23 protein-coding genes are annotated in these 25332 nt (G+C 72.9%); 17 read left to right on the top strand and 6 right to left on the bottom strand.

From position 1 onward, the window contains the following. Both flgG and flgF read right to left on the bottom strand, forming a co-directional pair. Positions 1-792, bottom strand: coding sequence for a flagellar basal-body rod protein FlgG (flgG, locus tag ACTJK8_RS13905; protein ID WP_024830946.1), 792 nt, complete (start codon positions 790-792; stop codon positions 1-3). 13 nt (positions 793-805) lie between these two features. Further along, entirely contained in the window at positions 806-1546 is a 741-nt protein-coding gene (gene flgF, locus ACTJK8_RS13910) for a flagellar basal-body rod protein FlgF (RefSeq protein WP_063110197.1), read from the bottom strand. Between the two features lie 255 nt (positions 1547-1801). Between flgF and fliL the strand changes: the two genes are divergently transcribed. From fliL to ACTJK8_RS13950, 8 genes are all read left to right on the top strand, one after another. Beyond that, positions 1802-2356, top strand: a complete 555-nt coding sequence (gene fliL, locus ACTJK8_RS13915) for a flagellar basal body-associated protein FliL (RefSeq protein ID WP_012317824.1) — start codon at positions 1802-1804, stop codon at positions 2354-2356. 64 nt (positions 2357-2420) lie between these two features. Further along, positions 2421-3638 carry a flagellar motor switch protein FliM gene (gene fliM / locus ACTJK8_RS13920; RefSeq protein ID WP_085985309.1) on the top strand — a complete coding sequence of 406 codons (1218 nt, stop codon included), beginning with the start codon at positions 2421-2423 and terminating at the stop codon, positions 3636-3638. A 19-nt stretch (positions 3639-3657) separates the two neighbouring features. Continuing rightward, entirely contained in the window at positions 3658-4188 is a 531-nt protein-coding gene (locus ACTJK8_RS13925; RefSeq protein ID WP_012317822.1) for a DUF6468 domain-containing protein, read from the top strand. Next, positions 4185-5045 carry a MotE family protein gene (locus ACTJK8_RS13930; RefSeq protein WP_012317821.1) on the top strand — a complete coding sequence of 287 codons (861 nt, stop codon included), beginning with the start codon at positions 4185-4187 and terminating at the stop codon, positions 5043-5045. Before ACTJK8_RS13925 ends, ACTJK8_RS13930 begins: the two co-directional genes overlap by 4 nt. Before the next feature lie 148 nt (positions 5046-5193). Continuing rightward, positions 5194-6831 (top strand): ABC transporter ATP-binding protein, encoded by a 1638-nt coding sequence (locus tag ACTJK8_RS13935; RefSeq protein WP_012317820.1) that lies wholly within the window; start codon positions 5194-5196, stop codon positions 6829-6831. Between the two features lie 2 nt (positions 6832-6833). Next, the gene (locus ACTJK8_RS13940) at positions 6834-8054 is read left to right on the top strand and encodes a phosphopentomutase (protein WP_440762077.1); all 1221 of its coding nucleotides are present in this window, start codon (positions 6834-6836) and stop codon (positions 8052-8054) included. Positions 8055-8066: 12 nt separating this feature from the next. Beyond that, positions 8067-8258, top strand: a complete 192-nt coding sequence (locus ACTJK8_RS13945) for a DUF1192 family protein (protein WP_440762078.1) — start codon at positions 8067-8069, stop codon at positions 8256-8258. A gap of 3 nt (positions 8259-8261) precedes the next feature. Then, the gene (locus tag ACTJK8_RS13950) at positions 8262-9560 is read left to right on the top strand and encodes a leucine-rich repeat-containing protein kinase family protein (RefSeq protein WP_182178686.1); all 1299 of its coding nucleotides are present in this window, start codon (positions 8262-8264) and stop codon (positions 9558-9560) included. Between the two features lie 48 nt (positions 9561-9608). Here the strand turns inward: ACTJK8_RS13950 and ACTJK8_RS13955 are convergent, their stop codons facing one another. Next, positions 9609-10208 (bottom strand): cysteine hydrolase family protein, encoded by a 600-nt coding sequence (locus ACTJK8_RS13955; protein WP_012317816.1) that lies wholly within the window; start codon positions 10206-10208, stop codon positions 9609-9611. Positions 10209-10378: 170 nt separating this feature from the next. Here ACTJK8_RS13955 and ACTJK8_RS13960 point away from each other — a divergent pair, with 170 nt between their 5' ends. The 3 genes from ACTJK8_RS13960 to ACTJK8_RS13970 all read left to right on the top strand — a co-directional run bounded on the left by ACTJK8_RS13960 (position 10379) and on the right by ACTJK8_RS13970 (position 13774). After that, entirely contained in the window at positions 10379-11335 is a 957-nt protein-coding gene (locus ACTJK8_RS13960; protein ID WP_053620738.1) for a lytic transglycosylase domain-containing protein, read from the top strand. 83 nt (positions 11336-11418) lie between these two features. Continuing rightward, a complete protein-coding gene (locus ACTJK8_RS13965) occupies positions 11419-12321 on the top strand; it encodes an alpha/beta hydrolase (protein WP_012317814.1) in 903 nt (300 codons plus the stop codon). A 127-nt stretch (positions 12322-12448) separates the two neighbouring features. Next, positions 12449-13774, top strand: a complete 1326-nt coding sequence (locus tag ACTJK8_RS13970) for an O-antigen ligase family protein (protein WP_182178688.1) — start codon at positions 12449-12451, stop codon at positions 13772-13774. A 445-nt stretch (positions 13775-14219) separates the two neighbouring features. Here the strand turns inward: ACTJK8_RS13970 and ACTJK8_RS13975 are convergent, their stop codons facing one another. Together ACTJK8_RS13975 and ACTJK8_RS13980 are read right to left on the bottom strand one after the other, a co-directional pair. Further along, positions 14220-15977, bottom strand: coding sequence for a pyrroloquinoline quinone-dependent dehydrogenase (locus ACTJK8_RS13975; protein ID WP_182178690.1), 1758 nt, complete (start codon positions 15975-15977; stop codon positions 14220-14222). 61 nt (positions 15978-16038) lie between these two features. Beyond that, positions 16039-16572, bottom strand: a complete 534-nt coding sequence (locus tag ACTJK8_RS13980) for an ankyrin repeat domain-containing protein (RefSeq protein ID WP_127991464.1) — start codon at positions 16570-16572, stop codon at positions 16039-16041. A 134-nt stretch (positions 16573-16706) separates the two neighbouring features. On the opposite strand from ACTJK8_RS13980, the gene ACTJK8_RS13985 reads away from it, so the two are divergent. Further along, positions 16707-16925: a hypothetical protein gene (locus ACTJK8_RS13985; protein ID WP_012317810.1), complete on the top strand. Its 219-nt coding sequence runs from the start codon at positions 16707-16709 to the stop codon at positions 16923-16925. Positions 16926-16941: 16 nt separating this feature from the next. On the opposite strand, the gene uvrB is transcribed toward ACTJK8_RS13985, so the two are convergent. Beyond that, positions 16942-19713, bottom strand: a complete 2772-nt coding sequence (uvrB, locus tag ACTJK8_RS13990) for an excinuclease ABC subunit UvrB (RefSeq protein WP_029360072.1) — start codon at positions 19711-19713, stop codon at positions 16942-16944. A 313-nt stretch (positions 19714-20026) separates the two neighbouring features. On the opposite strand from uvrB, the gene ACTJK8_RS13995 reads away from it, so the two are divergent. From ACTJK8_RS13995 to ACTJK8_RS14015, 5 genes are all read left to right on the top strand, one after another. Continuing rightward, positions 20027-20644, top strand: a complete 618-nt coding sequence (locus ACTJK8_RS13995) for a hypothetical protein (protein ID WP_012317808.1) — start codon at positions 20027-20029, stop codon at positions 20642-20644. Continuing rightward, the gene (locus ACTJK8_RS14000; RefSeq protein ID WP_012317807.1) at positions 20631-21020 is read left to right on the top strand and encodes a transcriptional regulator; all 390 of its coding nucleotides are present in this window, start codon (positions 20631-20633) and stop codon (positions 21018-21020) included. The genes ACTJK8_RS13995 and ACTJK8_RS14000 overlap by 14 nt, the downstream gene beginning before the upstream one ends. A gap of 76 nt (positions 21021-21096) precedes the next feature. Beyond that, positions 21097-21819, top strand: a complete 723-nt coding sequence (locus ACTJK8_RS14005; protein ID WP_012317806.1) for a di-trans,poly-cis-decaprenylcistransferase — start codon at positions 21097-21099, stop codon at positions 21817-21819. A 43-nt stretch (positions 21820-21862) separates the two neighbouring features. Further along, positions 21863-23086 (top strand): bifunctional phosphopantothenoylcysteine decarboxylase/phosphopantothenate--cysteine ligase CoaBC, encoded by a 1224-nt coding sequence (gene coaBC, locus ACTJK8_RS14010; protein WP_440762079.1) that lies wholly within the window; start codon positions 21863-21865, stop codon positions 23084-23086. A 317-nt stretch (positions 23087-23403) separates the two neighbouring features. Next, on the top strand, positions 23404-25332 hold a 1929-nt coding region (locus ACTJK8_RS14015; protein WP_440762080.1), incomplete at its 3' end, for a methyl-accepting chemotaxis protein.

Consider the following 25332-nt stretch of genomic DNA (forward strand, 5'->3'; position numbering starts at 1 on the left):
TTAGCTGCGGAACATCTGCGTGGTGGTGGAGAGCATCTGGTCGGCGGCGGTGACGACCTTCGAGTTCATCTCGTAGGCGCGCTGCGCGGCGATCAGGGACGAGATCTCCGTGACGGCGTTCACGTTCGCCTCCTCCAGGTAGCTCTGCTGGAGGTTGCCGAAGCCGTCGGCGCCCGGCAGGCCGCTGATCGCCTGTCCGGAGGCGGCGGTCTCGACGAACAGGTTGTCGCCGATCGACTCGAGGCCGACCTTGTTGACGAAGCGCGACAGCTGGAACTGGCCCAGCGCTTGCGGCGCCGTCTGGCCCGGGATGTTCGCCTGCACGGCGCCCGTGGCGCTGATCGTCACGGACGTCGCGTTCTGCGGCACGGTGATCGCCGGATCGAGGAGGTAGCCGTCGCGGGTGACGAGCTGGCCCTGGGCCGAGAGGTCGAAGGAGCCGTCGCGGGAATAGGCGGTGCGGCCGTCCGGCAGCGTCACCCGGAAGAACCCGTCGCCGCGGATCGCGACGTCGTAATCCTTCTCGGTCGAGGAGAGCGTCCCCTGCGACATCACGCGGGCCGTCGAGGTGGTCTTCACGCCCGAGCCGAGGCTGAGCCCGGCCGGGAGCTGGGTGTTCTGCTGCGAGGTCGAGGCGCCGGCCCGGCGCAGGTTCTGATAGAGCAGATCCTGGAAGTGCACCTGCTGGCGCTTGTAGCCGGTGGTGCGCAGGTTCGCGATGTTGTTGGAGATGACCTGGACGTTGAGTTCCTGAGCCGCCATGCCGGTGGCGGCGGAGTAGAGGGCGCGCATCGGTCAGGCCTCCTCAGGCGACGTCGGCGAGGCGGCGGATCGCCGTGCCCCGCAGGTCGTCGAGGCGCGAGATCATGCTCGACACCATGGCGTAGGACCGGTTCACGTCCATGAGCCGGGTCATCTCGATCACCGGGCGGACGTTGGAGCGCTCCAGCGACTCGGGCTCGAGGCGCCCGTCGATCCCGGCGGCGCGCGCGGGCTCCGGCGAGGCGTAGAGGTTGGCCCCCTCGTTGGTCAGCCGCTGCGGGTTGGCGAAGGTCACGAGCTTGATCCGCCCGCGGATGCCGAGATTGGTCGAGACGGTGCCGTCGGGCCCGATGGCGAGGCCGGTCTCCTGCGGGTTGATGCTGATCGGCCCCCCCTCGCCCACGACCTTGTAGCCGTCGCTGGTGACGAGCGTGCCCTGCGCGTCGAGTTCGAAGGCGCCGTTCCGGGTGTAGCGCTCGCCCTGGGGGGACTGCACGGCGATGAAGGCCGCGCCCTTGACCGCCACGTTGAGCGGGTTGCCGGTCTGCTCGATCGGGCCCTGCCCGAGGTCGAGGGTGGTGCCCTGGTCGATGACGTAGGACAGGCGCCGGTCGGGCCGGGCGAACGAGTCCGCGCTGGCCACCGGCATGAGGTACTCCTCGAAGCGGGTGTTGCGCGCCTTGAAGCCCGTGGTCGAGACGTTCGCCATGTTGTTGGCGATCACGTCCAGCTCGCGCTGGAGCGCCATCTGGCTCGACACGCCGACGAAGAGGGCATTCTGCATCGTGGACTCTGGGACTCGCGGGCCGCGGAGGCGGCAACGATCCATTCAGCATCCGCTGTGCCAACCTCAATCGCGGCAAATTCTATCGCTGTGACAGAGACTTAATTAGCATTTCCGGGGACTTCCGGCCGCGCCGGGGCTGCGCCGCGGCAAACCTGACCCGGCAGGAATTGCCTCCTTAACGGCACGTTAACCGTGATGCTCCGATATCCAGGTGTACCTGGCGCGCAGTCTCCCGCGAGAGAGCATTATTCCATGGCCAAGAAGCCGAAGAAGGCCTCCGCCGAGGAAGGCGAGACCGGAGCCGAGGGCGCCCCGAAGGGCAAGAAGAAGCTCATGATCATGGTGGCCGTCGCGGTCCTGGTCGTGGGCGGCGCCGGCGCTGGCGCGTTCGTGATGATGGGCCGCGGCGACAGCAAGCAAGCCGCGCAGGGCGGCGACCACGGCGGGGGGCACGGCGGCGGCGACGCCAAGGGCGCCGGCCCGGAGGGCAAGAAGCCCGTGGTCTTCGTCGACGTGCGCGAGATGCTCCTCAACCTCTCGCCCGAGCTGCCGCAGGACAAGGGCCGGTTCGCGAAGGTCCGGATCTCCCTGGAGCTGAAGGACGCCAAGGTCGAGGAGGAGGTGCGGCCTCTGATGCCCCGGGTCGAGGACGCGCTGCAGGTCTACATGCGCGAGCTGCGCGCCAGCGACATCACGAACTCGGTGGGCCTGTTCCGGCTGCGCGAGGAGCTGCTGCGCCGGGTCAACATCGCCCTGTACCCCGCCAAGGTCGACGCGGTGCTGTTCAAGGACGTGATCGTCCAGTGAGCGCGCCCGCGATTCCGGTCCTCTCCTCGAGCGCCGCGCCGCGCCGGGCCCCGATCGAGCACGCCTGATGGAACCCGAGGACGAACTCCCCGAGGACGACTGGTCGGCAGCACTCCTGGAGCAGGGTGCCGAGGGCGGCGACACGTCGCTGGCCGAGGAATGGGGCGCGGCGCTCGCCGAGCAGGGCACCACGCGCAACGCGGGCGACGTCGCCGCCGAATGGGCGACGATGATCGAGGACGGGGAAAGCGACAACCTCCCCGAACTCGCCGGCAACGACCGGGTGCTGAACCAGGACGAGATCGACGGCGTCCTCGGCTTCTCCATGCGCGAGCTCTCGGCCTCCGGGGCCGGGGGCGTGCAGGCCATCGTCGATTCGGGCGTCGTCCAGTACGAACGCCTGCCGATGCTGGAGATCGTCTTCGACCGGATGATCCGGTTGCTGTCGACCTCCCTGCGCAACCTGTTCCAGGACAACGTCGAGGTGACCCTCGACAACATCACCTCGGTGCGCTTCGGCGACTACCTGAACGCGATCCCGCTGCCGACGCTGCTCGGCGTGTTCCGGGCCGAGCAGTGGGAGAACTCGGGCCTCGTCACGGTCGACTCGAACCTCGCCTACGCGACCTTCGACCTGCTGCTCGGCGGCAAGCGCGGCGGCTCGTCGAGCCGCCTCGACGGGCGGCCCTTCACCGCCATCGAGATGACGCTGGTGCGCCGCCTCGTGGAGATCGTGCTGGGCGACCTGGAGATGTCGTTCCAGCCGCTCTCGCCCGTGAGCTTCGGCATCGACCGGATCGAGACCAACCCGCGCTTCGCCACCATCACGCGGCCGGGCAACGCCGCGATCCTGATCAGCCTGCGCCTCGACGTCGACGGGCGCGGCGGCATGCTGCAGATCCTGTTCCCCTACGCGACGATCGAGCCGATCCGGGAGCTCCTGACCCAGAGCTTCATGGGCGAGAAGCTCGGCCGCGACCATGTCTGGGAGGGTCACCTCGCCACCGAGATCTGGCAGGCCGACGTGACCATGGACGCGGTGCTGCACGAGATGATGCTGCCGCTGAAGCAGGTCATGAGCCTGAAGGTCGGCGAGACGCTGATGTTCGACGCCAAGCCCTCGGACCTCATCACCGTGCGCTGCGGCGACTGGGCGCTCACCCAGGGGCGGATCGGCCGGGTCGACGGGCATATCGCCGTCCAGGTCACCCGGCCGCTGCGCCGCTCCCGCACGACGATCCAGGCCTACGAGGCCTCGATGAACAACCGCTCGGACAGCTAGTGCCGATGAGGGTCCGGTCATGAGTCTCTTCGTCACCCTCGCGGCCGACATCCTGGTCGCCGTCCTCCTGGCGGCGACCATCGTCACGTCCCTCCGGCTCTCGCGCCGCATCGGTCAGATGAAGGGCGACGAGGCCGCGCTCCGCCAGACCATCGGGGACCTGATGGTCGCGACCGGAACGGCCGAGCGGGCGATTGCGGGCCTGCGGGCGGCGATCGACGAGGGCGACCGCACCCTGAACGCGAGCCTGGAGACCGCGACGATCCGCGCCGGCGAGCTGCGGCTGCAGGTCGAGGCCGGCGAGGGCGTGATCACCCGCATCGGCGCCATCGTGGCGCAGATGCGCGCCGTGCCGGTCCGTCCCGAGCCCGCGCCGGAGCCGAGGCCCGCGCCGCAGGCCGTCCCCGAGCCGACGCGCGCGCCGGAGATCCCGGCCGAGCGCCGGCCGGAGCACGCCGGTCCGAACGGGGAGCGCCTCGGCGTGGCGGCCGCGGCGGCCCTCGCCATGAGCGAGCGCGCCCTCGCCCGCGTCCGGGCGCGCGCCGCGTGACCGGGGTCAAGGCCCCGAAGATCCCGCCGCCGAAGCCGGATCCCGAGGAGAGGATACGCCGCGCCGCGACGCCGGAGCGGCGCGCGCGCCGGAAGCCCGTCCGGCAGTTTCGGCTGCGCCTCATCGACGCCGTGGCGCTCGCGGCCGGCGGGCTGCTCGTGCTCAAGCTGCTCAGCCTGCTGCAGGCCGGCCTGCCGGAGAGCGCCGCGCTGCCGGAGTACGGGCGCGCGGTCGCCCGGGCGCGCACCGGCTACGAGCCCTTCGACCCGGTGACGACCGGATCGGTGGGCGCCAAGGAGGCGCCGGCCGCCGCGACCGAGAAGGCGCCGGAGCCGCCCCCGCCGCGGCCCGGACCGCCCGCGGCCGGGAGCCCGGCCTCGCCGACCGAACGCCTGCTCCTCGAGAAGCTCGGCGCCCGGCGCGACGCCCTGCGCCAGAAGAGCGACGAGCTGGAGCTGCGCGAGAAGATGCTGGGCGAGGCCGAGCGCAAGCTCGAGACCGGCCTCGGCGACCTCAAGAAGGCCGAGGACAAGGTCGACGCCGCCGCGAAGGCCAAGGAGGAGGCCGAGAAGCAGGGCCTGAAGAACATCGTCACGATGTACGAGGCGATGAAGCCCAAGGACGCCGCCCGGGTGTTCGACCGGCTCGGGCTCGACGTGCTGGTCCCGATCGTGCTGGCCATGAACCCCCGGAAGATGTCCGAGGTGCTGGCGGTGATGCAGCCCGAGACCGCCGAGCGCCTGACCGTGGCCCTCGCGAACCGCGCCCGCGGTGCCGCAGGGCCGCAGGCCCAGGCGGGAACGGGGCTCCCGGCGAACGAGCTGCCGGCGATCGATCCCGGGGCGCCCGTGCGGTAGCTCCGCGGCGCCGCAGGGCGCCGGGCCGATCTTCCGAGGCTGCCGGCGGATCCGTCCGGCCGGCTCTGTCCGCGCGGCCCTCCCCGCTCGACCCCGTGCGGCGTCCGCGCGGGCTAGGGTCCGGGGCCGGGCGCGCTATAAGGGGCTCATGTCAGAGGTCGATCCCCAGCCGCTCCTCGCCGTCGAGGACCTCTCCGTGGCGTTCCGCGCGCGGGAGGGCGAGACCGTGGCGGTCGACGGCGTCTCCTTCACCATCCGCCGGGGCGAGACCGTCGCGCTCGTGGGCGAATCGGGGTCCGGCAAGTCGGTGACGGCGCTGGCGATCCTGCGCCTCCTCGACCCCGCGGCCCGTCAGGACGGGCGGATCCTGTTCGCGGGCCGCGACCTCGCGCGGCTGCCCGAGCGGGCGATGCGGGACGTGCGCGGCGCCGACATCACCATGGTGTTCCAGGAGCCGATGACCTCGCTGAACCCGCTCCACACGATCGAGCGGCAGATCGGCGAGGTGCTCGGCCTGCACCGCGGCCTCACCGGCAAGGCGGCCCGCCGGCGGATCCTGGAGCTTCTGGAACTCGTGGGCCTGCGCGACGCCGAGCGGCGCATGGGCGCCTACCCGCACGAGCTCTCCGGCGGCCAGCGCCAGCGCGTGATGATCGCCATGGCGCTCGCCTGCGAGCCCGACCTCCTGGTCGCCGACGAGCCGACCACGGCCCTCGACGTGACCGTGCAGGCGCAGATCCTGGCGCTGCTCGCCGACCTGCAGAAGCGCCTCGGCATGGCGATGCTGTTCATCACCCACGATCTCGGCATCGTCGAGCGCATCGCCGACCGCGTCTGCGTGATGCTGAAGGGCAGGATCGTGGAGGCCGGCGCCACCAAGGCCGTCTTCGCGGACCCGCAGCACGAGTACACGCGCCGCCTGATCGCGTCCGAGCCCAAGGGCCGGGCCAACCCCGTCCCGGCCGACGCCGCGCCGCTCCTGGAGGCCGGCCCCCTGAAGGTCTGGTTCCCGCTGAAGTCGGGCCTGCTCCGACGCGTCACCGGCCATGTCAGGGCCGTGGACGGCGTCTCCCTGCGGGTCCGGACCGGCGAGACCATCGGCGTCGTCGGCGAGTCCGGCTCGGGCAAGACGACCCTCGGCCTCGCCCTCTTGCGGCTCACGGGCTCGGAGGGGCCGATCGTCTTCCTCGGCCAGGCGATCGACGGCTACGGCGTGGCGCAGATGCGCCCGCTGCGGAAGGACATGCAGGTGGTCTTCCAGGATCCCTACGGCTCGCTGTCGCCTCGCATGTCGGTGGCCGACATCGTGGCCGAGGGGCTGGTGGTGCAGGGCGCCGCGCGCTCGCGGGCGGAGCGCCGGGCCGTGGTCGCCAAGGCACTGACCGATGTTGGGCTCGATCCGGCCGCCATGGACCGCTACCCGCACGAGTTCTCCGGTGGCCAGCGCCAGCGCATCGCCATCGCCCGGGCTATGGTGCTCAACCCCCGCTTCGTCGTCCTCGACGAGCCGACCTCGGCCCTCGACCGCTCGGTCCAGGCACAGATCGTGACCCTGCTGCGCGACCTCCAGCGCGAGCGGGGACTCGCCTACCTGTTCATCAGCCACGACCTGAAGGTGGTGCGGGCGCTCGCCAACTACGTGATCGTCATGCAGAACGGCCACGTGGTCGAGGAGGGCGCCGCGGAGACGATCTTCGCGAATCCCCGGACCCCCTACACCCGCGCCCTGTTCAAGGCCGCCTTCGCCCTCGAGAGCGACGCGGCCGCCGAGCTGGAGTCCGCCTGACCGTGGCGCGCGCCCTCATCATCGTCCTCGATTCAGTGGGCGTCGGCGGGGCCCCGGACGCGGACCGCTACGGCGATGCCGGGTCCGACACGCTGGGGCACATCGCCGAGCGCTGCGCGGAGGGCCGCGGCGACCGGGCGGGGCTGCGCGCGGGTCCCCTGCGCCTGCCCCACCTCGCCGAACTCGGGCTCGGCCTGGCGGCCGCCGGGGCCTCGGGCCGCATCCCGCCGAACCTCACCCCGGTCGGCCTGCCGCGCGGCGTCTACGGCCACGCGGTGGAGACGGCCGCCGGCAAGGACACGCCCTCCGGTCACTGGGAGATCGCCGGCCTGCCCCTGACCGAGCCCTGGGGGCATTTTCCCGATACGCGGCCGGCCTTCCCGCCGGAGCTGACCCGCGCGCTCGTCGCCGAGGGCGACCTCCCGGGCATCCTCGGCGATTGCCACGCGCCGGGCGTCGCGATCATCGACGCGCTGGGCGCCGAGCACCTCCGGACCGGCCGGCCGATCTGCTACACCTCGGCCGACAGCGTGTTCCAGATCGCCGCCCACGAGGAGGCGTTCGGGCTGGAGCGGCTCTACGACCTGTGTCGCGTGGCGCGCCGCCTGTGCGACCCCTACCGCGTCTGCCGGGTGATCGCCCGGCCCTTCGTGGGCTCGCCGGAGGCGGGCTTTCGCCGGACCGGCAACCGCAAGGATCTCGCCGTCGCCCCGCCCGGGCGCACGCTGCTCGACCGCGCCGAGGCGGCCGGTCGCGCGGTCGTGAGCGTCGGCAAGATCGGCGACATCTTCGCCCACCGCGCCACAGGCCGCGAGATCAAGCCGGGCCCGAACGCGGCCTGCCTGACGGCGGGGCTCGACGCGCTGGCGACGCTGCCGGAGGGAGGCCTGATCTTCGTCAACCTCGTCGATTTCGACACGGAGCACGGCCACCGCCGCGACGTGCCGGGCTACGCCGCGGAGCTGGAGGCGTTCGACGCCCGGATCCCCGAGATCCTGGCGGCGCTGGCACCGGGCGACCTCGCGGTCATCACGGCCGACCACGGCAACGACCCGACCTGGACCGGGACCGATCACACCCGCGAACAGGTCCCGGTCTTGGCCTTCGGCCCCGGCGTGGCCGCCCGACCGATCGGGCGGCGCGAGACCTTCGCGGATATCGGCGCCACCGTGGCGGCCCATCTCGGCCTCGCCTGGGACGGGGCCGGAACACCGTTCCTGTAGGGAGGACAAGACGTGCGGGACGACGACGACCGGCCGCGCAAGGCCGTGGCCCACGAGATCGGGCAGCCCCTCGACACGCTCTCGCTCGGGGATCTCGACGAGCGCGTCGCGCTCCTGCGCGCCGAGATCGCCCGGCTCGAGGCGGCGCGGGCCGCCAAGCAGGCGGCGCAGGGCGCGGCCGACGCCTTCTTCAAGCGGGACTGAGGCTTGGACCGGAGCGAAACCCTCGCCGCCCTGCGGCGCGGCGAACTCGGCGGCGCGCGGGAGCTGCGGCTGCCCGACGGGCTGACGGCGGTGCCGCGCGAGGTCTTCGCCCTCGCCGACACGCTGGAGGTACTGGATCTCGGCCGGGGCAGCCTCGTCGACCTGCCGGACGATTTCGGCCGCCTCCACCGCCTGCGCGTCCTGTTCTGCTCCGGCAACCCGTTCCCGCGCCTGCCGCCGGTGCTCGGCGCCTGCCCGGCGCTGAGCCAGCTGGGCTTCCGCGGCTGCGGCATCCGCGAGGTTCCGGCGGAGTCGCTGCCGCGCGAGCTGCGCTGGCTGACGCTGACCGACAACGCGATCGCCGAGCTGCCCGCCGCCCTCGGCGAGCGGCCGCGCCTGCGGAAGCTGATGCTGGCGGGCAACCGGCTCACCGCGCTGCCCGACAGCCTGTCGGGGGCGGACGAACTCGAGCTGATCCGACTCGCCTGCAACCGTCTCGCGGCGCTCCCGCCGTGGCTCGCGCGCCTGCCCCGCCTCGCCTGGATCGCCTACGCCGGCAACCCCGCCGAGCCGCCGACGGCGCCGGTGGCGGCGCCCGCGGTGCCGTGGGCGGACCTCGCCCTCGGCGAGCTGCTCGGCGAGGGCGCCTCGGGGCGGGTCCACCGGGCCCGCTGGCGGGGGCCGGCCGGCGGGGAGGACGTGGCCCTGAAGCTGTTCAAGGGCGCGATGACCAGCGACGGCCTGCCCGAGCGGGAGATAGAGGCCTGCCTCGCCGCCGGGATGCACCCGGCCCTCACGGGCGCGCTCGGCCGGCTCGACGGCCATCCCGACGGCGCGACGGGACTGCTGCTCCGGCTCCTGCCGGCGCACTGGCGCCCGCTCGCCGGGCCGCCGAGCCTCGCGAGCTGCAGCCGCGACGTCTACGACCCGGACCTGCGCCTCGACGGCGACGCGGCCCTGCGGATCGCCCGCGCCGTGGCCGAGGCGGTGGCGCACCTGCATGGGCGGGGCCTGCTGCACGGCGACGTCTACGCCCACAACACGCTCTGGGACGCCGGAACCGGCGCGGCCGTGCTCAGCGATTTCGGGGCGGCCTCGGCCCTGCCGGACGGGCCGCTCGGCGCGGCTTGGGCGCGGGTCGAGGTCCGCGCCGTCGGCATCCTGATCGGCGAGCTGCTCGACCGCTGCGCGGCGCCGCCGGAAACCCTGCGCGCCCTGGCGCAGGCGTGCACGGGGCCGGATGTCGACGGGCGGCCGGACCTCGGGGCGGTGATCGCCGAGATCGGGCGGCTCCAGGCCTGAACGCGGCGTCGACCGGTCCCGGGACCCTTTCGCCGCCCTCGCCGCGGCTCAGTCCGGGATGTCGCCCTGCCCGCGCGCGACCACCGCGAACAGGTCGCCGAGGGCCGCGAGGCTCGCCGCCTGGAGCTGGGCCGCCGGCACCACGCCGCCGTCCGGTCCGGGCAGGTCCCGCGTCGCCGTGGCGGCGGCCACGACGGTGGGGCGAAACCCGAGGTTGAAGGCGCTCCGGGCCGTGGAGTTGACGCACATGTGCGTCATGAAGCCCGCCAGGACGACGTCCTTCACGCCGGCCTGCTCGAGCCGCGCCTGGAGGTCCGTGCCCACGAAGGAGCTCGGATAGGCCTTGGTGATGACCGGCTCGTCGCCCTGCGGCGCCACTTCCGGGCTGATCTGGCCGATCGGGGCGGTCACGTCGTAGGGCGTGCCCGGCCCGGCATCGTGGCGGACGTGGATCACCGGGATCCCCGCATCGCGCGCCCGTCGCAGGAGCGCGGCCGCCTCCCGGAGCGCGGGCTCGACGCCGTCGAGCCGCATCACGCCCTCCCGGTAGGTCTGCTGCAGGTCGATCATCACGAGCGCCGAGCCCTTGAGCGGGGCCGGCGCGGGGCTCAGGCCGGACAGGCCGCGCAGGGTTGCCAGATCGGACATCGGCGGTTCCTCCAAGGGGCCGCCTCGGAGGCGGCTCTCTGAACCCGGGACGCTACGACGGTGCGGCCCGGTCGCGCCAGTGGGCAAAGGTGCAACGCTCGGGCACGCGGGCCGGATGTTCCCCCAGGAAGGTTGGCCGCGCGGATTGATCCGCCCCGGCGCGTCGCTACATGCGCGGCGTGACCGCCCCGCCCCTGCGCCTCGGCGCGCTGCTCCTCGCCCTCGCCTGCGCGCATCCGGCCGCGGCCGCCCCGTCCGAGGGAGCGACCGAGACGGTCGAGCAGGCGCTGTGCCGCCTCATCGACGACTCCGCCAAGGCCCGCGGCCTGCCGGTGCCGTTCCTGACACGCCTGATCTGGCGCGAGAGCAGCTTCCGCGTGGGCGTCGTCAGCCCGGCCGGGGCGCAGGGCGTCGCGCAGTTCATGCCCGGGACGGCCCGCGAGCGCGGCCTCCTCGACCCGTTCGACCCCGAGCAGGCGATCCCGCACGCGGCCCATCTGCTCGCCGACCTGAGGACCCAGTTCGGCAATCTGGGTCTCGCCGCCGCGGCCTATAACGGCGGCGCCGCGCGGGTCAGCAAGTGGCTCGCCGGCGACGGTGGCCTGCCCGCCGAGACCCGGGCCTACGTGGCCGCCATCACGGGCCGGCCGGTGGACGACTGGCGGACCGGCCCGGCCAAGGGGATCGAGTTTCCGGAAGGCGGCGCGCCCGCCAAGCCCGAGAGCAAGCCCGAGGGCAAGGACGCGAAGGACCAGAAGGACGCCAAGGTGGAGGTGAAGCCGGATGCGCCGCAGACCTGCCTGCAGGTCACCGCGAGCCTGCGCGTCCCGTCGCGCGGCGACCGCTTCGCCCTCGGCCTCAACGAGGGGCCGGCCGCCCCGTGGGGCATCCAGCTCGCCGGCAATTTCTCCAAGGCGCTGGCGCTGCAGAGCTTCAACCGCGCGCGGAGCGCCTACGCGGGGGTGATCGGCGAGGTGCGGCCGATGATCATCGGCACGCGCCTGCGCAACCGCGGGACCCGCGCCTTCTACCGGATCCGCATCCCGGCGCAGAGCCGACAGGCGGCCGACGACCTGTGCGGCCGCATCCGCAAGGTCGGCGGCGCCTGCATCGTGCTGCGGACCTGATTTTTCGTGCCCCGCCCCGAGACCGTCATCAATCCGCCCCGAGGGCGGTGCGGTATGGCCCGGTCGGGACAACCGGATGGGATATGACACGTCTCCTCACCGCGCTCGCTAGCCTCCTCTGCCTCGGGCTCGCCGCGTTCGGCTTCACCGCTGCCTCGCCGCTCGCGCTGTTCGACGCGATCGGCCCGCGCGATCCGGGAGGGCGGCTCGCCGCGAAGGACCAGCCCTTCGGCGAGGGCCCGCGGCGGCGGCTCGACGTCTACGTACCCACCGCGGGCGCCGAGAACGCGCCGGTCCTGGTGTTCTTCTACGGCGGCTCCTGGCAGAGCGGCGCCAAGGACGACTACGCCTTCGTCGGGCACGCCCTCGCGGCGCAGGGCTTCGTCACGGTGCTGCCCGATTACCGGCTCTACCCGGAGGCGCCGTTCCCCGGTTTCCTCGAGGACGGCGCCGAGGCCATCGCGTGGGTGCGCGACAACATCGCCGGATACGGCGGCGACCCGCGCCGCATCGTGCTCGCCGGCCACTCGGCGGGCGCCTACAACGCCGTGATGCTCGGCCTCGACCCGCGCTACGTGATCGCCGCCGGGGTTGATCCCAAGGTGATCAAGGCCGTCGCCGGCCTGTCCGGCCCCTACGACTTCCTGCCGTTCGACCAGGACACCACCGTCAAGGTGTTCGGCAAGGCCCCCGACCCGGAAGCCACGCAGCCCGTCGCCTTCGCGGGCCCGCTCTCGCCCCCCGCCTTCCTGGCAACCGGCGACGCCGACACCGTGGTGAAGCCGCGGCACACGGTCAGCCTCGCCGCCAAGCTGCGGGCGGAGCACGTTCCGGTCCAGGAGCGGCTCTACCCGGGCCTCGACCACAAGGACACGCTGCTGGCGCTGTCCGTCACCTTCCGCTCGAAGGCGCCGGAACTCGCCGAGATGGCGTCCTTCCTGATGCGGCAATCCGCCGGGCGCTCGCAGTACACGATGCGGCGGTGATCGCCCCGGGCCCGCGTCAAGGTTATCGCGCGATCGTCGGCCGCAACCGTCCGATTTCCCGTCGCCCGGCACCCGCGGCCCGCTAGAATGATCCTGGCCGCGCGGCGCGGCCTCGCGGTGGGACGGCATGGCTTCTGCGGACGCGGCGATCGGGATCCCGGCCGACGGGCGGCAGCGCGGCGTCGCGGGCCGCGACGTGCCGGACGTGCTGCGCGTGCTCCTGAACGGGGCCGTCTTCGTCCTGCTCTGGAACCACGTCTGGCTGAAGGACCTGTCCGACCGGTCGATGCTGGCGGCCTCCGAGGACGGCAGCCTGCTGACGCAGATCCTGTTCCTCTCCGCCGGCGCCGCCATGGCGGCGGCGATCCACCGGATCGGCGTGCGCCACCTCCGTCCTCTGGTGACGCGCCCGCTCGTGCTCTGCGCCCTCTGGCTCGGGGCGACGGCGCTGCTCTCCATCGAGCCGAGCCTGTCGCTGCGGCGGCTCGCGCTGTTCGCCATCGCCGCGATGCTCTCGGCGGGCGTGCTGATCGTCGCCCGCTCCCCCCGGCAGCTGGCCCTGACCATGGCCGGGTCCGCCCTGGTGATCGTGCTCGCCTCCTACCTCGCGGTCGGTCTCGTGCCGAACCTCGCGATCCACTCGGCCTTCGATGTCAATTCCGATCCGAGCCATCCGGGTCTCTGGCGCGGGATCTTCCCGCAGAAGAACGAGGCCGGCGCCGCCATGGTCATCCTGGTGATCGTGGGCCTCTACGTCGCCACCGTGGCGAGCCGCGTCCTCGGCTGGGCGATCGTCCTGCTGGCGACCGGGTTCCTGGTTGCGAGCGGCTCCAAGACCGCGATCCTGCTCCTGCCGGTCATCCTCGCCGTGACCGGCCTGTGCCAAGTCCTGACCGGCGGGTTCCTGCGCCGCCTGCTGCTCCTCGGCCCGGTGATCGGGTTCTCGCTGATCTCGATCGGCTCGGTGCTCGCGCCGCCGATCCAGGAGGCGGTGGGCTCGCTGCTCACCGACGCGACCTTCACGGGCCGCAGCGAGATCTGGCAGTTCGCTATCGACAACATCATGATCCGACCCTGGCGCGGCTGGGGGATCGGCGCTTTCTGGATGACCGAGCGGACCATGTATGCCGGCTCCGAGGCGCTGACCTGGGTCAATACCGTCGACCACGCCCACAACGCCTATCTCGACACGGCGCTGATCGGCGGCCTGCCGTTCCTCGCCCTGACGGTCGTGGCCTTCGTGCTCGCCCCGGTGCGCGACCTGCAGCGCGTGGCCGGCGGCACGCGCCTCGACGCGGAGACCCTGCTGTTCCTGAGGCTGTGGTTCCTCGGGCTCGTCTCGGCCTCCTTCGAGACGGTGCTCTACAACGGCAACAACGCCACCTGCTGCATGTTCATGATGGCGGTGTTCGGCCTGCGCCTGCGCACCCGCTACGCCGTCGCGGCGGGCTGAGGCGGTCCAGGCCCCCGGAAGTCCGCGCGCCGTCCCGGGAGTCCGCGCGTCGTGGGCGCGCCTGTCCCGGCCGGCGCCCCCGCGCGAACGCCCCGTCGCCCCGCGCTGACGGCTTCCGTCCGTTAGCGGACGGCAACAACTTGTCCGGGAATTCGTTGGCCAGAATTCTCGCGGAGATTCTGCATGCCGGGCAGGACTCGTTTCGCTTGGACCGACGTGACGTTCGCCCTGGGTGTGAGCATCCTGTGCGCACTGTCCCTCTTCGTAGCGCACTAGCCGCGGAGCCGCGTCGAGGCCCGTCACGCGGATCGGCCCGCGCGGCCGCTCCCGTCACGCCGCGCGCCGCGGCGTCGAGAGCCCGGCGCGCCGTGACCTCCGAACGCGCCGGCCGCCAGCCCGCGAGGACGTCGCCGGCGGACTTCCGCGAACCGTCGCCCGGCCGCGGTCAGTCGGGCAGTGCGAAGACCAGCAGCGCGTCGCCGGTACCGAAGCCGGACGCCCGGGTGAAGGAGGCGCCGCCCGCCGCCACCGCGACGTACTGCTTGCCGTCGAGCGCGTAGGTCATCGCCGGCCCGCTGATGCCGGCCCCGCACTGGAAGCGCCAGAGGATCCGGCCGTCCCGCGCGTCGTGGGCGTCGAGATGCCCGTCCTCCTCGCCCGAGAAGACGAGCCCGCCGGCGGTCGCCAGCGTGCCCCCGGACAGGCGGCTCGCGCCGCGGACCGACCACACGATGCGGCCGCCCTCCGCGAGGTCGACGGCGGTGAGCGTGCTGAAGGACGGCTCGCCCCTGGCCTCGCCGGTCTCCGTGTAGCGGATCTCCGGTCGCCCCGCGGCGGCCGGCACGGTCTTCACCGTGTAGGTCGTCGCGCCGTGGCGGACCTGCACGTAGGCGCGCGTCCCGTCATAGGCGGTCGGCGGCCACGAGACGGCACCGAGGGGGCCGGGCGCCACCACCGTGCCCTGCGGGGTCGGCGGCGCGAACAGGTTCTTCTGCGCGAGGAGCGGGGCCGAGCGGGCTAGCAGTTTCCCCGTGGCGCGGTCGTGGACGTAGATCCAGCCGGTCTTGCTCGCCGAGGCCACCGCCCTGGCGCCGCCCGGCATGTCCAGCAGGAAGGGCGGCGCGGCGACGTCGTAGCCCCACTCGTCGTGCGGCACCTGCTGATAGTACCAGCGCAGCGTGCCGGTTTTCACGTCGAGGGCGACGAGGCACATCGTGTAGAGGTTGTCGCCCGGACGCGACAGGCCGAAATTCTGCGGCGCCGGGTTGCCGGTCCCGAGGAAGATCAGGCCGAGATCGGGGTCGTAGGCGGGCGTCATCCAGAGGGAGCCGCCGCCCACCCGCCACGCGTCGCGGTTGGCGGGGGCCGCCGCCTTCTCGGCGGCGATGTCGCGGTGGAGCGCCGTGCCGTCGGCGGTCCTCTCCACGAAGCCCCCCTCCCAGCCCTCCGCGGGCGTGACGTACCAGCGCCAGCGCTCGTCGCCGGTCTTCGCGTCGTAGGCCGCGAGCCAGCCGCGCCGCCCGTAGCCGCCCTCGATGCCGACCACCGCGCCGCCGTCGAGGCCGCCCGCCTCGTCCTCGATGTGGAGCCCGTAGCCGGCGCCGGTGACGCCGACGATGACGAGCCCGTCGGCGACGAGCGGCGGCATCTTGAAGCCGAGGCGGCTCGAGCCCTGGACGGGCTTGCCGCCGAGGGTCGCGGCGAGGCCCGAGGCGGTCTCGGTCTCGCCCTCCTCCGGGCGCACCGCCTCCTTCTCCCAGACGACCTTGCCGGTCTTGGCGTCCAGGGCGATCAGCTGCCCGTCCATGGTCGCCTCGTAGACCAGGCCCCCCGACACCGCGACCCCGCGGTTCGAGGGCGGCCCGAAGATCTTCTCGGTGCGCGGCCTGTGGGTGTAGGTCCAGAGGGGCTTGCCGGTCCGTGCGTCGAGGGCGGCGACGTTGTTCTGCGTCGTAGAGACGTAGAGGGTGCCGTCCACCATCACCGGCTGGGCCTGGAAGTAGCCGGTCACCCCGGTCTGGAAGATCCAGGCGGGGCGCAGACGCCCGACCGTGTCGCGGTTGATCTGGGTCAGGTCGGAGAAATTGCGGTTGCTCGGATCGTGCCCGAAGGCCGGCCAGGGCGTCTCGGCGGCGGAGGCCGGGCCAAGGGAAGCAGGTCCTGCAAGGCAGGCCAGCAGGGCGGCCCCGATCCATCGCGTCAAAGCTGTGCTCCCGTGTGCGGCGACCGTGGCGCCCGAGCAGGTGTGTTCCCGAAGCGTGGCCTTAGGCCTCCCGACGGACCGCCGCGTCGAGCTGCGCCGGCGTCGCCTGGGCGCCCATCGCCCGGGCCATGTCGGCGGCGCTCTGGCCGGAGGCGTCGCGGCGATCCGGGTCGGCGCCGTGCTGGAGGAGCAGGTCGACCATGTCGGTGCGGTCGAACATGGCCGCGGTCATCAGGGCCGTGCGGGTGCCCTCGCCGGTCCCGTCCACCGCGGCCCCGTGCCGGAGCAGGAGCTGCGCGATGGCGAGGTCGTTCTTGAAGGCCGCGCCGGCGAGCGGCGTCTGGCCGCGGTCGTTGGCGAGTTCCGGGTCGCCGCCGGCCTCCAGGATCACCCGGACGGCGTCCGGCTGGCCATTGTAGGCGGCCAGCATCAGCAGGCTGTCACCCTTGTCGTTGCGCAGGTTCGCCGGCAGCCCCTGCCCGAACAGGTCGGCGAGTTCCTCCGCGTGGCCCATCCGCGCGTACTGGAAGACCCGGGCCGCGAAAGCCAGGGTCGCGTCGTCGAGGGTCGGGGGCGTGTTCGTCTCTGAGGCCATCGCGTGCTCGTCTCTCATCGCGGCTGATCTGGGCCGCTGCGGCATCGACGTCCAGCGGCGGCGGGAACAGTTTCGTCGCGCGGCTCGTTCCAGCCGCCAATCCGGGCGAGGCCCGGCGTCTCCGGAGCGCGACGATGCCCCGACCGTTTGAGCCGTACGCCGACGCACTGCGCACCGCCCGCGAGATCGTGCGCGAGCGGGCGGGAGCCGTCGTCGAGGCGGCGGTCCGCGCGGATTCCCAGGCCTTCGACGAGGCCTGCAACGTCCTGGTCGTCCGCATCGCGGAAGCCATCGTCGATGCCGGCGAAGCCGGGCGCGGGCACGGCCTTGGCCGGGGCAGCGAGGCCGCCTGAGACGCGGGCGGCCGGGTCAGCCCCGCCGTCGCCCGCCGCCGCCCTTGTACTTGGGCTTCTGCCCGCCGAGCCCCTGCGTCGAGCGCGGCTTCGGCCGCTCCTGCCAGACCGGCGCCGCGCCGCCCACCGGCAGCTCCCGGTCCGTGCCCGGGCCCATATGGTCGAGGTCGGGCTTGGCGATGCGGCTGCCCCCGCCCCCGCGCGGCGCCTTCCGGCCGAACTTCCCCGCCTCGCGCTCCACGTCGCTCTGCCGCGCCATCGGGTCGTCCGAGACCAGCAGCTCGGTCGCCTGCAGCCGCTTCAGCTCGTCGCGCAGCCGCGCCGCCTCCTCGAAATCGAGGTCCGCAGCCGCCGCGCGCATGCGCTTCTCGAGGTCCGCCATCACGGCCTTGAGGTTGTGGCCCACCGTGATCGCGTCCTTGGCGAGCCCGGTATCGACCTGGACGTGGTCGCGCTCGAACACGCTGCTCAGGATGTCGGCGATCCCGCGCTTCACGCTCTGCGGCGTGATCCCGTGCTCTTCGTTGTAGGCGAGCTGCTTGGCGCGTCGGCGCTCGGTCTCGGCCATCGCCCGCTCCATCGAGCCGGTGATCGAGTCCGCGTACAGGATGCAGCGCGCGTCGGCGTTGCGGGCGGCGCGGCCGATCGTCTGGATCAGAGAGGTCTCCGAGCGCAGGAAGCCCTCCTTGTCGGCGTCGAGGATCGCCACCAGGGCGCATTCCGGGATGTCGAGGCCCTCGCGCAGCAGGTTGATGCCGATCAGCACGTCGAAGGCGCCGAGCCGCAGGTCGCGGATGATCTCGATCCGCTCCAGCGTGTCGATATCGGAGTGCATGTAGCGCACCCGCACGCTGTTCTCGTGCAGGTACTCGGTGAGGTCCTCGGCCATGCGCTTGGTCAGCGTGGTCACGAGCGTCCGGTAGCCGGCCTGCGCCACTTCGCGGACCTCGCCCAGCAGGTCGTCGACCTGGCTGCGGGCCGGGCGCACCTCGATCACCGGATCGACGAGGCCGGTCGGGCGGATGACCTGCTCGGCGAAGACGCCGCCGGTCTGCTCCATCTCCCATTTGCCGGGCGTGGCCGAGACGTGGACCGTCTGGGGCCGCATCGCGTCCCACTCCTCGAAGCGCAGCGGCCGGTTGTCCAGGCAGGAGGGCAGCCGGAAGCCGTACTCGGCGAGCGTCGCCTTCCGGCGGAAGTCGCCCCGGTACATGCCGCCGATCTGCGGCACGGTGACGTGGCTCTCGTCGGTGAAGACCAGGGCGTTGTCGGGCAGGTACTCGAACAGGGTCGGCGGCGGCTCGCCGGGCTTCCGGCCGGTGAGGTACCGCGAATAGTTCTCGATCCCGTTGCAGGCGCCGGTGGCCTCGATCATCTCGATGTCGAAGGTGCAGCGCTGGTCGATGCGCTGCGCTTCGATGAGCCGGCCCATCTTGGTCAGCTCCTCGATCCGGCCCTTCAGCTCGTGCTTGATGCCCTTGATCGCCTGCTGCAGCGTCGGGCGCGGCGTGACGTAGTGCGAGTTCGCGTAGACCTTCACGAACTTCAGCTCGGAGATGGTCTTGCCGGTGAGCGGGTCGAACTCGACGATGCTCTCGACCTCGTCGCCGAACAGCCCGATCCGCCAGCCGCGATCCTCCAAGTGGGCCGGCCACAGCTCGATCGAATCGCCGCGCACCCGGAAGGTGCCGCGGGCGAAGTCGGACTGGATGCGCTTGTACTGCAGGGCCACGAGGTCGGCGATCAGCTGGCGCTGCTCGATCCGCTCGCCGAGCGAGACCGTGAACGACATCGCCGTGTAGGTCTCGACCGAGCCGATACCGTAGATGCACGAGACCGAGGCGACGATGATGACGTCGTCGCGCTCCAGCAGGGCGCGGGTGGCGGCGTGGCGCATCCGGTCGATCTGCTCGTTGATCGAGGATTCCTTCTCGATGAACGTGTCGGAGCGCGGGACGTAGGCCTCGGGCTGGTAGTAGTCGTAGTAGGAGACAAAGTACTCGACCGCGTTGTCGGGGAAGAACGCCTTGAACTCCCCGTAGAGCTGCGCGGCGAGCGTCTTGTTGGGGGCGAGGATCAGCGCCGGGCGCTGCGTCTCCTCGATGATCTTCGCCATCGTGAAGGTCTTGCCCGAGCCGGTGACGCCGAGCAGAACCTGGTCGCGCTCCAGCGCCTGCACGCCGCCGACCAGTTCGGCGATGGCGCGGGGCTGGTCGCCGGCCGGCGTGAAGTCGGATTTGAGCGTGAACCGGACGCCGCCCTCGGATTTCTGCGGCCGCTCAGGCCGGTGGGGCGTCCAAGTCTTGCCGTCCTTGAAGAGCGGATTGCCCTCGGTGAGCAGCCGCTCCAGCGCCGTCACCGTCGCCGAGGCGCCGCCGTCGCCGCCGGGATCCGGCAGGTCGGCACCCTCCGGCGCGGGGCCGTCCTCGGGCGGCGTCAGGCCGAGCGCCTGGGCCAGGCGCGGGTCGACGTCGGCCGCGTCGCCGAGGGCGTAGCCGGCCTGGGGCGCCTCCGCGAAGCCGTCGCGGGCGATCTCGGCCCTCCGGGTCGCGGCCGCCGACGTCCCGTCCTTCGGACCACCCTTCCCGCCGCCCGGCTTGCCGCCTGTCTTGCGGCCGGGCCGCGCGGGCGCCTCGGGCGGCGGCTCGACGGCGGCCGGACGGTTCCGGTTGAGCGCTGGGTTCAGCAGCTCCGCCAGATAGGTGTCCAGGGGCTTTAGCTCGGGCTTCGACGCCTTGGCGGACGTGGCCGTCACGGAGGCGGCGCGCGGTTTCTTCGGTGCGGGCATGAGAACAATATGGGCCCGGACCGCGCTCCGAGAAACCCTGCGCGGGTGCGGTTTGACGGCTTTCGTCTGCCGCCGGCGGCAGCGGGGACCGGCTGCGGACCGGCCGCGGAGCGCCGCGCCTTTCCACTAAAGACGGTGTGGCGAATACAACCGTTAGGTAGAATTCACCCGGGAGCGAACTCGACCGCGGTCCCGGATGCTGAGAAGATCCGCCTCCGTACACGGGAAATCGGCTTGCCGTGGGCCGACCCCGGCGATACTTTGCGATGCAAAGCGGGGTGGACGGCATGCTGCGGCCGGGGGCTTGAGGCACATGCAGGACCTGGACAAGGCGCTGGCCGACATCGTGGCCATCCGGTCGCAGATCGCCCGCGATACGGCGTTCCGCGGATTGGGCGCGGCGACGGTGGCCGGCACCGGCGGCCTCGCGCTCGCCTGCGCGGCGGGACAGGCCCTGTGGCTCGGGGATCCCGCGGCGCGGCCGGGCCTGTTCTTCGGTCTCTGGATCGCGGCGGCGCTGGCGGCCTTCGCGATGATCGGCGTCGAGGCGGTCCGGCGCAGCCGGCGCCTGCATTCCGGCCTCGCCGACGCGATGGTGTGGAACGCCATCGAGGTGTTCCTGCCGGCCGCGGGCGCGGGGGCCTGCCTCGCCCTGGTCATCGCCCGCTTCGCCCCCGACGAGGTCTGGATGCTGCCGGGTCTCTGGCAGGTGCTGGTCGGCCTCGGCCTGTTCGCCTCGGCGCGGATCCTGCCCCGGGCGGTCCAGGGCGTCGGGGCCTGGTACCTGCTCGCCGGGCTCGCCGTGCTGGCGATCTCGGCCGAGACGCGGGCCCTGTCACCCTGGACGATGGGCCTGCCCTTCCTGTTCGGCCAAGCGTGGCTGGCCGGGATCATCCATCACGGGGCCCGGGCCTTCGATGACGACCGCTGACCGTTCCGACGGGCGCTTCTCCTACGAGGGGCTCGACAGGATCATCCACGAGCGGGCGCGCCTCAGCGTCCTGACGTCGCTGGTGGCGCATCCGAAGGGGCTGCCCTTTCCGGACCTCAAGCGCCTGTGCGGGCTCACCGACGGCAACCTGAGCCGCCACCTCGCCGTGCTGAGCGAGGCGGACCTGGTGAGTCTCGAGAAACGCTTCGCGCAGAGCCGGTCGCAGACAATCTGCCGCCTAACCCCGGTCGGGCGTCAGCGCTTCATCGGCTATCTCGGTGTGCTGGAGCAGGTGGTGCGCGACGCCGCGGATGCGGCCGAGCGCGGCCCCGAATCCGGTGTCCGCGGCCTCGATCCGGCCACGAAAACGGCGTGAGACCGCCCGTCCCGCCGGGAATGTTAACCCCGTTTCGATAGACCTCTGCGCCACGCCCATGCCGGGAGACTTTACGATGCAAAGCGAAGCGGTGCCGGGAGCCCTGCACGCCGCGATCATCATGGACGGCAACGGGCGCTGGGCGACGCAGCGCGGCTTGCCGCGGCTGGCCGGCCACCACCGGGGCGTCGAGGCGATCCGCCGCACCGCCGAGGCCTGCCCGGATCACGGCATCGGCACGCTCACGCTCTACGCCTTCTCGGCGGACAACTGGCAGCGGCCGGCCGAGGAGGTGGGCGGTCTGATGCGGCTCCTGCGCTCGTACCTGCGCAACGAGACGCAGCGCCTCGCCCGCACCGGTACCCGCCTCAGCGTCGTCGGCCGGCGCGACCGTCTGCCGGACGGCATTCCCCAGGCGATCGCGGCCGCGGAGGCTGCCACGGCGGGGGGAACCCGGCTGCACCTGCGGATCTGCGTCGACTACTCGGCCCGCGACGCGATCATCGCGGCGGCCCAAGGCCTCGCCGGCGAGGAGCCGACGCGCGAGAGCTTCGGCAAGCTGGTCGCCGGCCCGATGCACGGCTCCCCGGTGGATGTCGATCTGCTGATCCGCACAGGCGGCGAGCGGCGCCTCTCCGACTTCATGCTGTGGGAAGCCGCCTACGCCGAGCTGCTGTTCACCGAGCGGATGTGGCCCGATTTCGGCCCCGACGACCTCGCCGAGGCCGTGGCCGAGTTCGGCCGCCGCGAGCGCCGGTTCGGCGGGCTGAAGGCACCGGCCGTCCCGGCCGCGGCCTGAGGCCGCTTGACGCGCGCGCGCCGGCGCGCAGAGGGTCGGCGGCATGACCGAGACCCTCGCCCAACGCCGCGTCCTCCTCGTCATCGGCGGCGGCATCGCGGCCTACAAGGCCCTCGACCTGATTCGGCGGCTGCGCGAGCGGGGCGCCAGCGTCTGCCCGGTGCTGACCGCGGGGGCCCAGAAATTCGTGACGCCGCTGGCGGCGGCCGCGCTCGCGGGTGAGCGGGCGCATACCGACCTGTTCGACCGGGCCTCCGAGGCCGAGATCGGCCACATCAAGCTCGCCCGTCAGGCGGATGCCGTGGTGGTGGCGCCCGCGACCGCCAACCTGATGGCCCGGATGGCCGGCGGCCACGCGGCCGACCTCGCGACCACGATCCTGCTGGCCACGACTCTGCCGATCCTGATCGCGCCGGCCATGAACGTCCAGATGTGGGCGCACCCCGCCACCCGCCGGAACCGCGCGGTCCTGGAGGGGGACGGCGTCCGGATCGTCGGCCCGAACGCCGGCCGGATGGCCGAACCCGAATCCGGGCCGGGCCGCATGGCCGAGCCCAACGAGATCGCCGACGCGCTGGAACAAATGCTCGGCGCCCCGGCCGGGGACAGGCCCCTGGCCGGCCGCCGGGTGCTCGTGACGTCGGGGCCCACCCACGAGCCGATCGACCCGGTCCGCTACATCGCCAACCGCTCCTCCGGCCGCCAGGGTCACGCCATCGCCGCGGCCGCCGCCGCGGCCGGTGCCGCCGTGACCCTGGTCTCCGGGCCGGTGGCGATCCCCGACCCGCCGGGCGTCGCCGTCGTGCGGGTCGAGACCGCCCGGCAGATGCTGGCCGCCGTCGAGGCGGCGCTGCCGGCCGACATCGCGGTCTTCGCCGCCGCGGTCGCCGACTGGCGCCCGGAGCAGGAGGCCGGCAGCAAGAAGATCAAGAAGGACGGCACCGGGCCGGCGCCGATGCCGCTGGTCGAGAATCCCGACATCCTCGCCACGGTGGCGCGCCGGCCGTCCGGGCGCCCGCCCCTCGTGGTCGGGTTCGCCGCCGAGACCGACGCGGTGGTCGAGCACGCCCGGACGAAGATCGCCCGGAAGGGCTGCGACCTGATCGTGGCCAACGACGTGTCGGCGGAGGGCGGCGTCATGGGCGGCGTCGACAACACGGTGCACCTGATCGGGCGGGACGGCGCGGTAGAGACCTGGCCGCGCCTGGGAAAAGACGAGGTCGCGCACCGGCTCGTGGCCCATCTCGCGGCCCTGCTGGCCGGCTGACGCCGCCCTGCGGGTTCGCCGCCAGTATCCGAGCCGGACTCGCCAAACGGCGTGACTCGTTCCGGGGCCGAAGGCCGTTGCGCACAGGGAAGATAGAAGTCTCTCTCGCGCCGTCTCCGCTGTCTATCGAGACCAGGCAGAGTGTTTCGGTAGAGATGAGCGGTCTTTTTCGGGCCGGTCCGCGACATATCCGGGTGCGAAAAGTCAATTCGAGGTCGGACGCTGCCTGCATCCTCGCGCGTTGCCCGGATCGTGCCGGGAAAAAATTGCTATGATCCGGTTCGCCCGGCCGATCGGGCGACCGGAGACCAGGCACGATGCGCGTACGGGACCTGTCCATCCGGACGACGATGAGCCTCGTCCTCGTCGTCATGGCCACGATTCTGCTCGGCTTCGCGACGGGCACCGTGCGGGAGGCGCGGCAGCAGGCCGCCGAGGCCGACCGGGTCATCGCGCTGGTGCGGGCGAGCCGCGCCCTCCTCCAGACGCTGAACGTAACCCGGTTCGAGCGGGGCGCGACACTGCAGTTCCTGGCCGCCGCCGAGCCGGTCGAGGCCGAGACCCGCGCGTCGCTCTACGCCGACCGGGAGCGGGCGGTCGCGGGGCTCGCCGCGGCGCGGCCGCTCCTCGACGGCCTGGAACTTCCCGCCGTGACGGCGACCCTCGGCCGGCTGCACGAGGCGAGCGGACGCGTCGAGCGCCTCCGGCCGCGGGTCGACGCGGTTCTGAATGTGTCGGGCGCGCAGCGCGACGGCGCGGTGATGGCGGAGGCGAGGGCCGCCTTCCAGGCCATGCTCGATGCCCTGATCGCGACCAGCGACGCCGTGGACGGCGCGATCCCGCTGTCCGACGCGATCCTCCGGCGCGACCTCGCCCTGAAGCGGGCGGCGTGGGCGACCCGCATGGCCAACGGCGCCGTCGCGCTGCGCGTGCAGACGTCGCTGGCGGCCGGGGCATCGTGGTCGCTGGACGAGACCGTCGCGGCCGCCGAGGAGCGGGGACGGCTCGACGCGGCGTGGAGCGCGGCGACCGAGGCGGCGGCCGAGGCCTCGGAGACGGTCGGGGCCGCGTTCCGGCGGGCCGGGGAGAACAATTTCGCGGGTAGCCCCCTCGCCCGCCGGCGCGCCGTGGCGCAGGCACTGGCTCGCGGCGCGCCGCCGGGGCTGACGCTCGCGCAGGCGCGCAAGCTCGACACGCCCGAGCAGGTCACCCTCGTCGACCTCGCCTTCGTCTGCCTCGACGAGATGGTCGCGCGGGCCGAGACCCTGGCCAACGCGGCGCGCAGCACCCTGTGGCGCGACGGAGCGGCCCTGGTCGCAACCCTGCTGCTCGTCGCGCTCGGTCTGCTCGCCCTGTTCCGCGGCGTGCTGCGGCCGATCCGGGTGATCACTGCGGCCATGGAGGCCCTCGCGGCCGGAAACGCCGCCGTGGCCGTCCCGGGCCTGAGGCGGCGCAACGAGATCGGCGCCATGGCGGCGGCCGTGCAGGTGTTCAAGGACAACCTGATCCGCAGTCGGCAGCTCGAGGCCGAGGCCGAGGCGGCCCGGCAGGACGCGGAGCGCCAGCGCAGCCTCGTCATGCGGCAGATCGCCGATCGGTTCGCCGACACCGTCGGCGGGATCGTCGCGCAGGTCTCGGCCGCGGCGACCGGCCTGCAGGCGACGGCCCGGAGCATGACCGAGACCGCCGCGCAGACCGCCGAGCAGTCGAGCACCGTCGCGGCCGCGGCCGAGCAGGCGGCCAGCAATGTCGGCACCGTGGCGGCGGCGGCCGAGGAGCTCGGCACCTCGGTCCAGGAGATCGGCCGGCAGGTCGACGGCTCGGCCAGCCTCGCGCGCGCGGCCGTCGCCGAGGCCGATCAGACCGGCGCGCTGGTCCAGGAGCTGAGCGAGGCGGTGACGCGGATCGGCGACGTGGTCGGGCTGATCTCGACCATCGCGGGCCAGACCAACCTGCTGGCGCTCAACGCCACGATCGAGGCCGCGCGTGCCGGTGCGGCCGGTCGCGGTTTCGCCGTCGTGGCCACCGAGGTGAAGGCGCTGGCCGAGCAGACCGCCCGGGCGACCGAGGAGATCGCCGGCCAGATCGGGCGGGTCCAGGCCTCGACCGGTCAGGCCGTGGCGGCGATCGGGACGATCACGGCGCGGATCCGCGACATCGACGGCGTCGCGACCTCCATCGCGGCGGCGGTCGAGCAGCAGGGCGCGGCCACCCACGAGATCGTCCGCAACGTCGGGCAGGCGGCG

The sequence above is a fragment of the Methylobacterium sp. 22177 genome, from assembly GCF_052045615.1.
In the GTDB taxonomy this organism is placed as follows: Bacteria; Pseudomonadota; Alphaproteobacteria; order Rhizobiales; family Beijerinckiaceae; genus Methylobacterium; species Methylobacterium radiotolerans.

What these genes read in the sequence shown, in the direction of transcription:
- flgG (WP_024830946.1), bottom strand. Translation starts at nt 792, where the DNA reads ATGCGCGCCCTCTACTCCGCCGCCACCGGCATGGCGGCTCAGGAACTC.
- flgF (WP_063110197.1), bottom strand. Translation starts at nt 1,546, where the DNA reads ATGCAGAATGCCCTCTTCGTCGGCGTGTCGAGCCAGATGGCGCTCCAG.
- fliL (WP_012317824.1), top strand. Translation starts at nt 1,802, where the DNA reads ATGGCCAAGAAGCCGAAGAAGGCCTCCGCCGAGGAAGGCGAGACCGGA.
- ACTJK8_RS13925 (WP_012317822.1), top strand. Translation starts at nt 3,658, where the DNA reads ATGAGTCTCTTCGTCACCCTCGCGGCCGACATCCTGGTCGCCGTCCTC.
- ACTJK8_RS13935 (WP_012317820.1), top strand. Translation starts at nt 5,194, where the DNA reads ATGTCAGAGGTCGATCCCCAGCCGCTCCTCGCCGTCGAGGACCTCTCC.
- ACTJK8_RS13955 (WP_012317816.1), bottom strand. Translation starts at nt 10,208, where the DNA reads ATGTCCGATCTGGCAACCCTGCGCGGCCTGTCCGGCCTGAGCCCCGCG.
- ACTJK8_RS13960 (WP_053620738.1), top strand. Translation starts at nt 10,379, where the DNA reads ATGCGCGGCGTGACCGCCCCGCCCCTGCGCCTCGGCGCGCTGCTCCTC.
- ACTJK8_RS13965 (WP_012317814.1), top strand. Translation starts at nt 11,419, where the DNA reads ATGACACGTCTCCTCACCGCGCTCGCTAGCCTCCTCTGCCTCGGGCTC.
- ACTJK8_RS13970 (WP_182178688.1), top strand. Translation starts at nt 12,449, where the DNA reads ATGGCTTCTGCGGACGCGGCGATCGGGATCCCGGCCGACGGGCGGCAG.
- ACTJK8_RS13980 (WP_127991464.1), bottom strand. Translation starts at nt 16,572, where the DNA reads ATGGCCTCAGAGACGAACACGCCCCCGACCCTCGACGACGCGACCCTG.
- ACTJK8_RS13985 (WP_012317810.1), top strand. Translation starts at nt 16,707, where the DNA reads ATGCCCCGACCGTTTGAGCCGTACGCCGACGCACTGCGCACCGCCCGC.
- uvrB (WP_029360072.1), bottom strand. Translation starts at nt 19,713, where the DNA reads ATGCCCGCACCGAAGAAACCGCGCGCCGCCTCCGTGACGGCCACGTCC.
- ACTJK8_RS13995 (WP_012317808.1), top strand. Translation starts at nt 20,027, where the DNA reads ATGCAGGACCTGGACAAGGCGCTGGCCGACATCGTGGCCATCCGGTCG.
- ACTJK8_RS14000 (WP_012317807.1), top strand. Translation starts at nt 20,631, where the DNA reads ATGACGACCGCTGACCGTTCCGACGGGCGCTTCTCCTACGAGGGGCTC.
- ACTJK8_RS14005 (WP_012317806.1), top strand. Translation starts at nt 21,097, where the DNA reads ATGCAAAGCGAAGCGGTGCCGGGAGCCCTGCACGCCGCGATCATCATG.
- coaBC (WP_440762079.1), top strand. Translation starts at nt 21,863, where the DNA reads ATGACCGAGACCCTCGCCCAACGCCGCGTCCTCCTCGTCATCGGCGGC.